Genomic DNA, 12,851 nt, shown 5'->3' with positions numbered 1-12,851 from the left:
AGGTGTTGTTCAGCCCATAGGTTGAGGCGAAGAAACGGACAGGTGGTTCTATAGTGCACTGCACTCACTCACTCACTTGAAAGCTACGGGTTCTTATGCAGTCCCAAAAAACGCAAACTGAAACCGTGCTTGAGCCTCAGCTCCGATCGCATCGATGGATCAATGGCTACGACCACGCGCATGCAGTGCCAAGCACCAAGCGAATTCGGATTGGCTTGATCGGGCAGTTTGGCGTCGGCAACTTCGGCAATGACGGCTCACTCAAGGCAATGATCGACACGCTCAGGCGGATTTGCCCCGAGGCCGAACTTTCCGTGATTTGCACATGGCCCGAATCCGTCGAGCAAGCCTTCGGCGTGGAGACCATCAGATTGACGCGGTCGGCTATCAAGTCGCGTTGGCTCGACTTGGCGAACCGCATGCTTGGTCGAGTGCCCTACAAGATGTGGGGGCCGATCCGCGCCTTCCTCAAACTTCGTGGCTTTGATGCTGTCATACTGCCCGGAACTGGCGCGTTCGATGATTTTGGCGACACTCCGTTTGGAATGCCCTACGTTTTCCTTAAGTGGTTGCTGATGGCGCGGCTAAGGGGCTGTGTCGTCGCATTTGCGAGCATCGGGGCCGGGCCTGCTTACCACCCCCTCAGTCGCGTGTTCTTCGCCTGGGCTGCCCGCTGCGCGTCATATCGTTCGTTTCGCGATAGGATTTCACGCGAATTCGTCGGGAGCCTCGGGGTCGATGTTGCGAACGACCGGGTTTTTCCCGATCTTGCGTTCGGACTACCAATCCTGACCGCCGAGCGTGAGGTCTCTGAGACCACTGTTGTTGGCGTGGGCGTGATGAACTACCGCGGTCGCACGGGTGGAGATGACTCGATTTATGAGACGTACATTACCAAGCTCGCGGAGTTTGTCGCACGCTCTGTGACACGAGGCTTCGCCATTCGACTTATCCTGGGCCAGGACAATGACGAGGTTGCGGTGGTCGATGTCATCGAGCGACTCCGCGGCCGGCTGTCCGAGGCTGATTTGGCCCGGGTCGTTTTCAGTCGGTCTGCATCGCTCCACGACGTCATGGCGCAAATGCAGACTACCGACGTCGTGGTCGCCACCCGATTTCACAACGTTGTTTGTGCCCTGCGGGTCGGGCTCCCTGTCATATCTCTCGGATACCTCGAAAAGCACGACGCACTTGCTGCCGACACCGGTCTATCGGCCTTTTGCACCAGCGTCGAAACCTTCAGCGTCGAGTGGCTGGAGTCGCGGCTGGACGCACTCCTTGCCGAGCGGGAATTGCGATCGCAGGAAGTTCGCGAAACGGTTTCGCGATACCGGCAACAACTTTTGGACCAGGAGGTTCTTCTTCGAACACAAGTTTTCGCCCATGCGTTGTCTCGTCCGATCTTGTCGTGAATCTGAGAGCGGCGGGCATGGACGACGCAAGAATCCGTCAAAGCGACACCGAAGGTCGGATCGCCGTCTTGGTGAGACAGATGAGCAGATGCTCCCACGTCCAACAAATTCGTGAAGGTTGATCAATGCCACTAATCGACGTTGTGATTCCAAATTACTGCTACGGGCGCTACTTGCCTCAGTCCGTCCAGAGCATCGTGCGCCAGCAAGTAGAAGACATCAGGATTCTGATCGTTGACAATGCGTCAACCGACGACAGTGTCGATGTTGCAAATGAGCTGGCAAGCCATGACAGGCGGATAACGGTTATCGCACGGGAAAAAAATCTAGGGTTGCACGCATCCTGCAATGAGGGCATCGATTGGGCCGTGTCGAAGTATTTTGTGATACTTTGTGCCGACGATCTGATCGTCGAGGGTTGTTTTAACCGTGCCCTGTCGGTTCTTGAGCGAGAACCCGATGTTTCCTTTGCGTGTGGAGGCGAACTGGTTTGGCATGAGGACCGGCCCTTCCCGGCAGTGGAGAACTCAGACGCACATGACTGGCGATTTCTGTCCATGGAATCGTTCGCCCTGGAACGGTCGCTTCCCAGCAAAGTGTTATTTGGAGGCGGCGCAGCGGTGATGAGAACCGCCGACCTCAAACGGGTTGGCCATTTCAGGCCGGAGATATCGTTCAGCGAGGACTTGGAAATGTTCTTGCGGCTCTCACTGGGCCGGAGAGCGGCGCTAACAAAGGCGATTCACGGAATACGTCGCGTGCACGGCGCGAATCTATCCGCCATATTCTGGCAGGACTTCAAGCGGGACATGATCGAGAAGAAACTCACCTTCGATAGTTTTTTCTCGCACGAGGCAGCCTCCGTGCCCGGGGTGGAACGGTTGCGCAGGGGCGTTTACCGAAACCTCGGAAAGCGTGCATACTGGTCCGGCCTTTCACACATCGCGCGCGGTGAGCGAGCGGCTGGCCTTGATCTGCTTAAATTTGCGGCTCAGCTCTCGCCAAGCTTGGCCTACATTCCGCCTGTAGACTATCTGGCCCATTTGCCCAATCCGCTAGGCCACATCCGCACGCGCCTGGCGGAGGCCTGGAGCCGGCATTGAGAAACGATGTGACCGGCCATGTGGCTGCCATCACGAGGGTTCAGCCTCGGATCGGATGCCGACCGCGTAGAGGATAACGCATGACCGAAAAGCGCATCGGGGTCGTTTACCTGACCGACGGCAAGCGTGATGACCTGACTTATACCAGCGCGGTGGCGTTGGGACTAAATCATGCACGGGGGATAGACATCCACATCGTCCAATCGGGGTTCAACTCGGCCCCCCCGCCGACGGTGCTCAGGATCCTCCAGGCGAAGGGTCATCGGCTGGCGACCCACAGCCTTGCGAAGGTTGATCGGGGTTTACCCGGTCATGGCCACATAACATCGACTGCCTATGAAAAAACCGCAGCGATCGCCGCCGTTTCGGGCGATCACGATGTCGTCTGTTATCTCGACAATGATACGCTGACCGTGCGGCCTCTTGACCTGGCAGCTGTCGCCCCGACGACGCGACCTCTCGCCGCCGTGCCCGACCTTTCCATCTGCACAGGTCTCGACAACCGCGCATTCTTTGAGAATTGCGACAAGCATGGCCTCGAACGGCGTTACTTCAATTCCGGCTTTATGGCTATCGATGTGTCTCGATGGATTGGGTCGGGAATTCCTGAACGGTTCTCTTCCGCTCTAAAGTCGCACGCGTACTTCTGTCCCTATTGGGACGGCTCATGCACCCATATCGACCAATGCGCCTTCAACATCGCCGCCCAAGGTGCATGGGAGACGCTTCCCGTGGAATTCAACGTGCAGAAGTCGGCATTCCAGACCAGCTATTGGGATCGGGCGTTGATCCGCCACTATACGGGGCCGGAGAAGTTCCTGCCGGCGGTGGCACATCGCATCGACAGCCAGGAACGGTCTATACTCGGCCGCATATCTTGCAACTGCGGGGAACTCGGTCTGAATATTCCTCCTGCGTATCTGGGGTTAACCTACAAGGTCAACAGATTGCGCAGGAGAGCGTATCGGATCAGAATTTCGAGGCTCATTGGACAGCTCCCGGGGCCCTCCATCTGAGCAGTCCTCCCGTCGACTTGCCGCGAGTTGATGGCGCGGGATCTCGGATAAGTTTCGGTATCAACCTACCGAAACCCGTGCTCGCCGGAGTCCCGGGAAAATCTTGATGATCTCATCGAGCAGGGGATGCCGGGTGATGATCAATCCAGCCGACCATCCCCCGAACGCCAACAGGCCCGCCGCAATGGCTTCCATATTGGAGAGCTCGAAGCCGGAACCGGAAATCCCCACGGCTGCGAGGGGAGGGACCGCGCTCGCGAAGGCAACGACAGCACTTTTGCTTAGCGCTGCGGCGATCTCCATGCGTCCAAGTCCCAGGCTGCGCCGGACGAAGCTCAGGGCAATATATGCCTGGAAGGGAACAGTCATTAGCATGCACCAGGCGGCCGCCTGCAATCCGCCGAAGACAATGGCTGCGGAGAGGAGAATGCCCGAAATTGGGAAGGCGATCAGCGCGCGGATGTACAAGTCGCGGATCGCCCCCATCGCAACCATTACGGGGTAATTGAGTTCGAAACTGAAGGAGAACAGCAACGCGATTGCGACGATTTGCACGAGCGGTGCGACCTCGGTCCACTGGTGGCCGAGCACGATGTTCACGGTCGGGTACGCCAAAACCGACAGCACGAGGAGCGCCGGCCAGTGGAGCGCGGTGATGAGGGAAAGGGCGGATAGATAGGGACGTTTCAAATCCCTGCCTTGCCTGACCTCGGCCGAGAAGGCGGGCAGCACGACCGCCATGGCACCTCCGATAACCAGCTTGTCGGGTATCTGGCCGATCCAGAGCGTCCTGCTGAACAAGGCTGCAGCATTCGGCGATATGAAGCGGCCGAGCAGGAGTAGGGGCAGCGCGTCAAAGATGCGGAAAAGAATGGCGATGGCGCCGTTGTATCCGCCGAACAAAACCATTCCTCGCCAGTTGGCGAGGGACGGTTTGAACATCCAGAAATGGGGCCATAGGGCGAAGGCGAGGCCTGCGGCAAGACCGCTGCCGATCAACCACGCCCAGACAAAACTCATGTAGCTGAAGCCCGCCAGTGCCAGAATGATCGTTGCTGCGGAATTCGTCACCGCTGCCACTATGTCGATGGCCGCAACCTTGCCGAAGGACATTTCCCTCCGCAGCAGAGCGGTTATCAGCGTCAAAGAGGTGTCGAGAAAGAGACAGGCCGCGACAACCCTGAAGTAGGGGATGAGGGTCGGCTCGCTGTAGAACGAGGCCAGAAGAGGGGAAACGACGACGAGAGCGACGGCGATGACCCCGGTGAGGATGAACATTACAGTAGAGGCGCCGCGGATATCTTCACGGCTGAGTTCCTCGCGCTGGATGAGGAAGCTCGCACTGGAGAACTCCCTTAGGGACAGGGCCATCGCCATGATGGCCATGGCGATCACCGACACCCCGATCTCCTTGGGCGTCAGTATCCGGGAAATCAAAGCTGCTGTGGCAAAATTCGTCACGAGCAGCACGTAGCGTTCGCCCACGCTCATCAGGAGTGCGCGTTTCACCGAAAGCATGCGTGTACCTTCCCGACCGAGGCGACCCGCCGCCTGCGTCCCGAGGGATAGTCGGACAAACCCAGTTGAAAGTCATGGCGTCCAATAGGCGAGGAATACAGCCGCCTAAAGCGGTAGCGCAAACCCAAGTGCTCCGTCTGCGCCTGAGCCGGCTCGCCAGCTGCTGAAGTCGTCGGGGCGGTCGGTTGGCGGAATATTTGCCGAACGAGCAAGCAGGGATCATTCGTCGGACGTAGGAGGGCCACGTCGGAGGGATGCCTTGTATTAAGTCAGGTTGGACGTAGGTTCAGTGACCCCTTTTCTCACAGGACGGGATGGGATGGACCGGCAGGATCGCGAACTGTATGGACTGCAGATACTCCGTGCGATCGCAGCCTCGGGCGTCGTCATTCGCCACACCCTAGACATGTCCGATGGATCGGAAGCTGGGCGGTTCAGCCCGGTCTGGATGACGACATTCGGTGCGGCAGGAGTGGATCTTTTCTTCGTAATCAGCGGTTTCATCATGGTGTATGTGAGCTTTCCGCCTGGTCGGGCTGCGGATACGCCTGGGCGCTTCATGATCAAGCGGGCGAGAAGGATATTTCCGCTGTACTGGATCTGCAGCGCTGGGATACTGGCAATATCGCTTGTTGGGTTTTTGAAGAACAAAAACATCGATGCGCTTTCAATAGTTGATTCAATATTTTTGCTTCCAGGAGACAAATTAATATTCGTTGCATGGACGCTTTCATATGAGATGTATTTTTATATTGTTTTCGCGATATGTCTATTTTTTGGGAAAATTATACAGACGTCCGTCTTGACAATTTTACTTATGATATGCGGGATTATGCTGGGGCGATGGGTTCAGGATTCGAGTTTTTCTGATTTTATCTCTAGTCCTATCGTGCTCGAGTTTTGCTTCGGTATCGCCCTGGCGCTATTGTTTACTTCAAGAAGTAAATGGGAATATCCGGCGGCTCTCGGCGCGCTCGGGTTTCTTTTGATAATTGTTTCTCCAATTTTCGTCAGCCATCCCGGCGATACAGCCATATTGCGTGTCATCGCATGGGGGCTTCCAGCAACTTTGATAGTGGGGGCCTTCCTCAAGACCAAGCGACCGCGATCGAAGGCCGGCCGGGCAGCGATCCTGCTTGGAGATGCATCTTATGCCATTTATCTAACCCACATCTTTGTCATGCTGGGCTATGGTTGGCTTATCAAGGCGACATTCGTTGGGGGAATATCACAGGCTCCCGTCGCTGTTTTGATCATATGCTTGTGTCTTATTGCCGGGGTTCTGACGCATCTCTTTGTGGAAAAGCCAATTCTGGAGCTGCTACGGAAGGTCACAATACTTCAACGGAGGCCGCCGCCGCTGGAGGCTGGCAGGTTACCAAGGTAATCCAACCGGCGGCTGCCCATGACGACGCGGGGGCCGACTAAGGAGCAGTCTCCGAAAGGGGTAGTGCGAGCACTCCGTTCACCCGTATGAGCAAATTGCTTCCCAGGATCACATGCTCGACAATCCAGGCTGAATTTGAAATCGGGCAGAAGAGGCTATTGCCATGTCCTTTCGTTTCGCAACCGCTGCGGCCTGCCTGCTGGTGGCCGTTGCGCCTGCTTCCGCAGATGTCCTCTGGGGCATCAACGGCCATCCGATAACCGCCTATCCGGGCATCCCGGTTGAGTTGCAGCTCGACTATGTCAAGAATCTCGGCCTGAAATCATACAGGGTCAACATAACCGGCGAAGACAACGCAGATATGCTTGCCGCCCTTGTCGACGCCGGAAAGGCGAGAGGGATCGAGATCCTGCCGTTGATCACCCCCGCGGGCATCGACTTGGACAAGGATACCCCGGAAGAGCTCTACGGCAAGACCCGGAAACTGGCGATCGCCCTTGGCACCAGGTTCAAGAACGACATCCGCGTTTGGGAACTTGGCAACGAAATGGAGAATTACGCCATCATCAAGCCCTGTGAGAAACGCGATGACGGCTCGCAATATCCATGTGGATGGGGACCTGCAGGAGGAAGGGGAGCGCTCGACTATTTCGGCCCGCGCTGGATGAAGGTGAGCGCCGTCCTCAAAGGTCTTTCCGACGGAATGACAGAGGTTGATCCGGGCATCAGGAAGGCGATTGGAACCGCCGGATGGGGCCACACCGGCGCGTTCGCGCGGATGAAGCAAGACGGGATCGCTTGGGACATCTCGGTCTGGCACATGTATGGCGACGACCCGGAATGGGCTTTCCGCGAAATCTCGGCATACGGCAAGCCGATCTGGGTCACCGAATTCAACAATCCCAATGGAAGTCAGCGCAGCGAGCGGCAGCAGGCCGATGGCATCAAGCAGACGATGACGCGGCTTCGCGAACTCAATGAGAAGTACAAGGTCGAGGCCGCGCAAATCTACGAACTGTTCGATGAGACCTACTGGGGCTCTGGCTTCGAAGCCAATATGGGGCTGGTGAGGCTGACCGCTGCATCCGATGGCAAATGGAGGGCCGGCGAGCCGAAGCCCGCTTACAAGACGGTACGTGACTTCACCCGCGGCCCGCAGCCGCAGCCCAAGCCACATCGGGAGTGCGACCTAGAGACGACGGCCGCGAATAAGTCCGAATATGTGAGGCAGGCGAGCTTCGCCTACTGCCTCGTGCTGGGGCATGAGGGCGACACCGCCAGCGTGGATCAGTGGTCGGCAGCTCTTGAAAGCGGCGACAGGACGGTCGCTGGAATGGCCGTGGAACTGATGCGCTCGGATGAGTTCCAGATCAGCTATGCTACGATCGGCCTTACGGACCGCGCCTACATCGGTTTCCTTTACATGCTGTTTCTCAACCGTCCCGCTGACGATTATGGGGTAGATACCTATTCCCGGCAGTTGCGCTCGGGGACCATGACACGCGAGGACTTGGCCTTCGGCATCATCGACTCATCGGAGTTCAAATCCCAGCACGCTGCCACCCGCGAAGTGTCCGCAGCGCCGCCCCCCGGGTGAGCAAGAGGAGCGTCAAGGCAGTGCGCCTCGCATCTGTTCTGATGGCCGGCGCCGTTTTGGCGGCCATGGCGACCGGAAGCTTGGCCTGTGAGCGCTATGGCGGGACAAAGTTCCCGCTTCGGATCGAATCCGGAAAAAACTACCCGGTCGACAGGGAAGGCCATCCGTTCTTCATGCACGGAGACTCGCCCTGGTCGCTGATCGGCGACCTGACGGACGAGGACGCTTACCTCTACCTTGAGGACCGCAAGGCTCGCGGGTTCAACACCGTGCTGGTCAACCTGATAGAGCACCGATTTTCCCGCAACTCGCCTGCAAACGCGTATGGTGACAGACCATTCGCCGACAACGAAGATTTCGTTGTTCCGAACGAGGCATATTTCGCCCATGCCGATCGCATCCTGCAGAGGGCTTGCGATCTTGGTTTCCTGGTGCTGCTCGCCCCGGCATATCTCGGATATGGCGGTGGCGGTGACGGTTGGTATCAGGAAATGGCGGCTGCAGGGGCAGGGGAGCTTGCGGCCTATGGCCATTTTGTTGGACGTCGCTACCGACGCTTCGATAACATCATGTGGGTCAACGGCGGCGACTACAATCCTGCGGACAAGGATCTGGTCAGGGCTCTCGCCAAAGGCATCATGGACGAGGACCCCGATGCTCTCAGCACGTTCCACGGCCATTCCGATACGGCACCGCTGGATTTCTGGGATCAGGAAACCTGGCTGAAGGTGAACAACGTCTTCACGTATGGCCCGGTCTATACGGCAGCGATCAGGGAGTACGATCTCGCCAGGGGTATGCCTTTCTTCCTGATCGAGACTGCCTACGAATTCGAATACGATGCCGACGAGTACCGGATCCGCGTCCAGGCTTACCAGGCGATCCTCTCGGGCGCATTCGGGCATCTCTATGGCAACAACCCGATCTGGCATTTCGAGGGGCCCGGCCTCCATCGGCAGACCATGGAGTGGAAGGAGGCCCTCGACAGTCCCGGCGCAAAGAGCATGGAGGTGCTTATAGCCTTCATCTCGTCGATAAAATGGTGGCTGCTCGAACCCGACAGCAAGAACAGATTACTCGTCGATGGCATGAGCAAAGACATGGGGAGGGCGGTCGCCGCGATGGCCAAGGATGGCTCCTACGCCGTCGTCTACATGCCCAGCAACGAGGCCGTCACCGTCGACCTCGCGCAGCTTTCGGAGACTATCGTCCACGCCCGCTGGCGCGATCCCACCAGCGGGGAATTGACGGATGTCGAAGGTTCCCCTTTCAAGGCGGAGCGCACAGCTTTCAAGCCGCCAGAGCTCAACAGCCGCGGCTACCCGGACTGGATTCTGGAACTCACGCCTTAGGGTCCTATGGAGCAAGGCCAACGCCGTGAACGAGCTGCGCGCGGTCACCGACGGACCTCTGACGGAACGCTCGCCGAAAGGATTAGGCGCGCACCACCCGAAAGAGGTAGCGGGCGGCGAGGCTTCGTCCAACGGGCCATCCTGATCGCCTATTGGCGTTCTCCCTCACTGTTTTCAGCCCAAGTAGCCTCTGCGCGATCATATCCGTTGGGGAAAGGTGTGCGATGAAAGTCATGGTAACCGGCCATCAAGGCTATATCGGCTCGGTGATGGTGCCTATGCTGCTCCGTGCGGGGCATTCGGTCACGGGCTACGACAGCGATCTCTACCGGCGCTGCACCTTTGCTTCGGGCGGAGAGCAGGCTTCCGTTCCGTCCATCCAAAAGGACGTCAGGGACGTGCATGCGCGCGACCTCGAAGGGGTCGATGCCGTCATCCACCTGGCGGCTCTTTCCAACGACCCGCTGTCCGACCTCGATCCGGACATCACCTACGAGATCAACCACAAGGGCAGCGTTCGTTTCGCGAAGGCGGCCAAGGAGGCCGGCGTGTCGCGCTTCCTCTTCGCCTCGTCGTGCAGCAATTACGGCCAGGCGGGCGAGGGGATGGTCGATGAAACGGGCGAGCTGAACCCGGTCACGCCCTACGGCTGGTCCAAGGTGCTTTCTGAGCGGGATATCTCGGAATTGGCCGACAGCAGCTTCTCTCCGACCTATTTCCGGCCCGCCACCGCCTACGGCGTGTCACCCCGGCTCCGCTTCGACATCGTGCTGAACAATCTGGTCGCCTGGGCCGTCACCAAAGGCGTGATCCTCCTGAAGTCGGACGGGACACCGTGGCGGCCGATCGTCCACATCGAGGACATTTCCAGGGCGTTCATCGCCGGACTGGAAGCGCCGCGCGAGGTCGTCCATAACGAGGCCTTCAATGTGGGACAGACGGACCACAATTACAGGATCCGCGACATAGCCGAGATTGTCGCCAAAGTCGTGCCGGGCTGCCGGCTTGAATTCGCGTCGGATGCTGGACCCGATAAGCGGTCCTACCGCGTCGACTTCGGCAAGATCGCGCGCTCCCTTCCTGCCTTCAAGCCGCAGTGGGATGCGCGCAAGGGCGCCGAGCAGCTTTACCAGGCCTACGGCAAGTCCAATGTCACTCTCGAGGAATTCGAAGGACCGCGCTTCCAGCGTATCGGCCATATCCGGTATCTTCTGGCCAACCGGCTTCTGGACGAGCGGATGCGGGTCACGGAACCTTCGCGAATGCTGGAGGCAGTGGCAAGCTAACCGGAATGGAACACATAACCCCCGAGGGACTCGGCGCGCCGCCGTCTTCCACCGACCCCGGCCAGGAAATCTATGCCTTGGCCGAACGTCTGTTTCCGATTTGCAGGAGCATCACCGGGGACGGTGTGCGGCAGACGCTGGATATCCTGTCGGGGTACGTCGACCTGGACCGGCATGAGGTGCCCACCGGCACGCAGGTGTTCGACTGGACTGTTCCAAAGGAATGGAACGTCCGCTCGGCCAGCATCATTGGCCCGGACGGGCAAACGATCGTGGATTTTGCCGACTCCAACCTGCACGTCGTCAACTACAGCGTACCCTTCAAGGGGATCCTGCCGCTCAACGAGTTGATGTCGCATATCCATACGCTGCCCGACCAGCCGCAATTGATCCCCTACCGCACCAGCTACTACGCCCCGACATGGGGCTTCTGCGTGGCTTACGACCGTGTCGCCAAAATGCCCGACGGTCTCTACCGGGTGGAGATCGATGCCGAGCTCAAGGACGGCAGCCTCACTTACGGCGAATACCTGCATCGCGGGCAGACCGAGCGGGAATTCCTTCTTTCGGCACACATCTGCCATCCCTCATTGGCCAACGACAACTGTTCAGGCCTGGCCCTGCTGGCAACCCTTGCGAAAAGCATGAAGGCAAGAAAAACACGATACAGCTACCGCTTCCTGTTCGCTCCGGGCACGATCGGGTCGATCGCGTGGCTGTCTCGCAACGAGGGCCGGACACATCTCATCGACCACGGTCTGGTGCTGTCATGCGTGGGGGACGCGGGACGCCCTGCATACAAGCGCAGCCGTCGCGGCGATGCCTTCATCGATCGCGCCATGGCTCACGTGCTGGGGCGTGAAGCCGGGGCAAAGTTGATGGATTTCTCCCCCTACGGCTATGACGAGAGGCAATATTGTTCGCCGGGCTTCAATCTTCCGGTCGGCATGTTCCAGCGGAGCGTCCACGGCACCTTCCCCGAATACCACACCTCGGCTGACGATCTCGACTTCATCAAGCCGGAGTACCTGGAGGATTCCTTCCGCATCCTGACGGACGTGATCGACATCGTCGAAGGGGACTGGACGCCGTTGAACCTCTGTCCCAAGGGCGAACCACAACTCGGCAGGCGCGGCCTCTACGCCGCCCTGGGCGGGCAGGCGTCTTCGGGAGCAACCTCGATGTCCCTGCTTTGGGTGCTCAATCTCGCCGACGGCCAGCATTCGCTTCTCTCGATGGCGGAGCGCTCGGGTCTGCCGTTCAGGGAGCTGGCCGCCGCCGCGAGATTGCTGTCGGATCACGGTCTGCTGGCCGCGGCTTCATAAGGCTCCAGCGGCCGTTCTTTGCTTGAGCAACGGCCACGCCTTATCCCTTTCCGACATCGCCGTCGGCATCAACGGCCAGGCTATCGAAAAGGCAGGGTCGTTGTAGCGCACGCCCGTCGACGCATGGGGCGTATAGAATTGCGATATGAGATACGAGACCTCGGCATCGTCCGTAAGGGTCTGCAGCCCGTGGGCGAAGCCGGCAGGGATGTAGACCTGCCTCATGTTCTGGGGCGTCAGCTCGAAGCCCAGCCAATTGTAGCGTGTCGGCGAGTTCGGGCGCAGATCCACCACGACATCGAAAATCGCGCCGCTGACACAGGAGACGAGCTTCACCTCGGCGTACGGGTCGTCCTGGAAATGCAGCCCCCGCAGTGTTCCCTTTTTGACCGAATGCGCGCGGCTGTGCTGGACAAAGCGCGTCGCCAGCCCGCAATCGGCCATCTCCTTTTCACAGAATATGCGGGTGAAGGAACCGCGATCGTCAACCACCGGTGTCGGCTCGATCAGCCAGACACCCTTCAGCTCCGTTTCGGTAAACCGCATACCCAAATCCCCAGTAGCCGGGCCCAGTTAGCCGGGCTAGCACCGCGGTCGGATTGTCGGCACCGACTGCCTGGGCTGGAAGAGCTACCTAAGCCTTAGGTGGCTTCTCCGATCGCGGTATGCCGGGCCGACCGCATTACCCCGTTCGGAGGTCCTTGTGCAGTCATTGCCCCCGCCGTTTCCCTATAAGGATTAAGGCACCCAACGGATTGGCAAATCGAACTCGCGGGGCGCCCCGTCCTAACCTGCGTTGAAAAGATGCACTCCCTGCGGAGCGCGGCGGGCACAGGTTCATCGTCAGGCCACCGC

At 58.9% G+C, this 12,851-nt stretch carries 10 protein-coding genes; 8 read left to right on the top strand and 2 right to left on the bottom strand.

Annotation, left to right across the window (positions count from 1 at the left end):
- The first annotated feature begins 95 nt into the window (after positions 1 to 95).
- From AC07FD_RS05285 to AC07FD_RS05275, 3 genes are all read left to right on the top strand, one after another.
- Positions 96 to 1,412 (top strand): polysaccharide pyruvyl transferase family protein, encoded by a 1,317-nt coding sequence (locus AC07FD_RS05285; protein WP_478348972.1) that lies wholly within the window; start codon positions 96 to 98, stop codon positions 1,410 to 1,412.
- 125 nt (positions 1,413 to 1,537) lie between these two features.
- Complete coding sequence (locus AC07FD_RS05280) at positions 1,538 to 2,515, top strand: glycosyltransferase family 2 protein (RefSeq protein WP_478348971.1); 978 nt, start codon at positions 1,538 to 1,540, stop codon at positions 2,513 to 2,515.
- Between the two features lie 80 nt (positions 2,516 to 2,595).
- Positions 2,596 to 3,531: a glycosyltransferase family 8 protein gene (locus AC07FD_RS05275; protein ID WP_478348970.1), complete on the top strand. Its 936-nt coding sequence runs from the start codon at positions 2,596 to 2,598 to the stop codon at positions 3,529 to 3,531.
- Between the two features lie 60 nt (positions 3,532 to 3,591).
- Here the strand turns inward: AC07FD_RS05275 and AC07FD_RS05270 are convergent, their stop codons facing one another.
- The gene (locus tag AC07FD_RS05270) at positions 3,592 to 5,049 is read right to left on the bottom strand and encodes an oligosaccharide flippase family protein (RefSeq protein ID WP_478348969.1); all 1,458 of its coding nucleotides are present in this window, start codon (positions 5,047 to 5,049) and stop codon (positions 3,592 to 3,594) included.
- 319 nt (positions 5,050 to 5,368) lie between these two features.
- Between AC07FD_RS05270 and AC07FD_RS05265 the strand changes: the two genes are divergently transcribed.
- From AC07FD_RS05265 to AC07FD_RS05245, 5 genes are all read left to right on the top strand, one after another.
- Entirely contained in the window at positions 5,369 to 6,436 is a 1,068-nt protein-coding gene (locus AC07FD_RS05265; protein ID WP_478348968.1) for an acyltransferase family protein, read from the top strand.
- A gap of 163 nt (positions 6,437 to 6,599) precedes the next feature.
- A complete protein-coding gene (locus AC07FD_RS05260) occupies positions 6,600 to 8,033 on the top strand; it encodes a DUF4214 domain-containing protein (RefSeq protein WP_478348967.1) in 1,434 nt (477 codons plus the stop codon).
- Positions 8,034 to 8,053: 20 nt separating this feature from the next.
- A complete protein-coding gene (locus AC07FD_RS05255) occupies positions 8,054 to 9,385 on the top strand; it encodes a glycoside hydrolase family 140 protein (RefSeq protein ID WP_478348966.1) in 1,332 nt (443 codons plus the stop codon).
- Positions 9,386 to 9,609: 224 nt separating this feature from the next.
- On the top strand, positions 9,610 to 10,671 hold the full coding sequence (locus AC07FD_RS05250; protein WP_478348965.1) for an NAD-dependent epimerase/dehydratase family protein: 1,062 nt from the start codon (positions 9,610 to 9,612) through the stop codon (positions 10,669 to 10,671).
- A 5-nt stretch (positions 10,672 to 10,676) separates the two neighbouring features.
- On the top strand, positions 10,677 to 11,996 hold the full coding sequence (locus AC07FD_RS05245) for a DUF4910 domain-containing protein (RefSeq protein ID WP_478348964.1): 1,320 nt from the start codon (positions 10,677 to 10,679) through the stop codon (positions 11,994 to 11,996).
- On the opposite strand, the gene rfbC is transcribed toward AC07FD_RS05245, so the two are convergent.
- The gene (rfbC, locus tag AC07FD_RS05240) at positions 11,991 to 12,542 is read right to left on the bottom strand and encodes a dTDP-4-dehydrorhamnose 3,5-epimerase (RefSeq protein ID WP_478348963.1); all 552 of its coding nucleotides are present in this window, start codon (positions 12,540 to 12,542) and stop codon (positions 11,991 to 11,993) included. The two genes, AC07FD_RS05245 and rfbC, sit on opposite strands and share 6 nt — an antisense overlap.
- Positions 12,543 to 12,851: the final 309 nt, after the last annotated feature.

The sequence above is a fragment of the Mesorhizobium waitakense genome (assembly GCF_056431085.1).
This window is presented reverse-complemented; position numbering and strand designations above follow the sequence as displayed.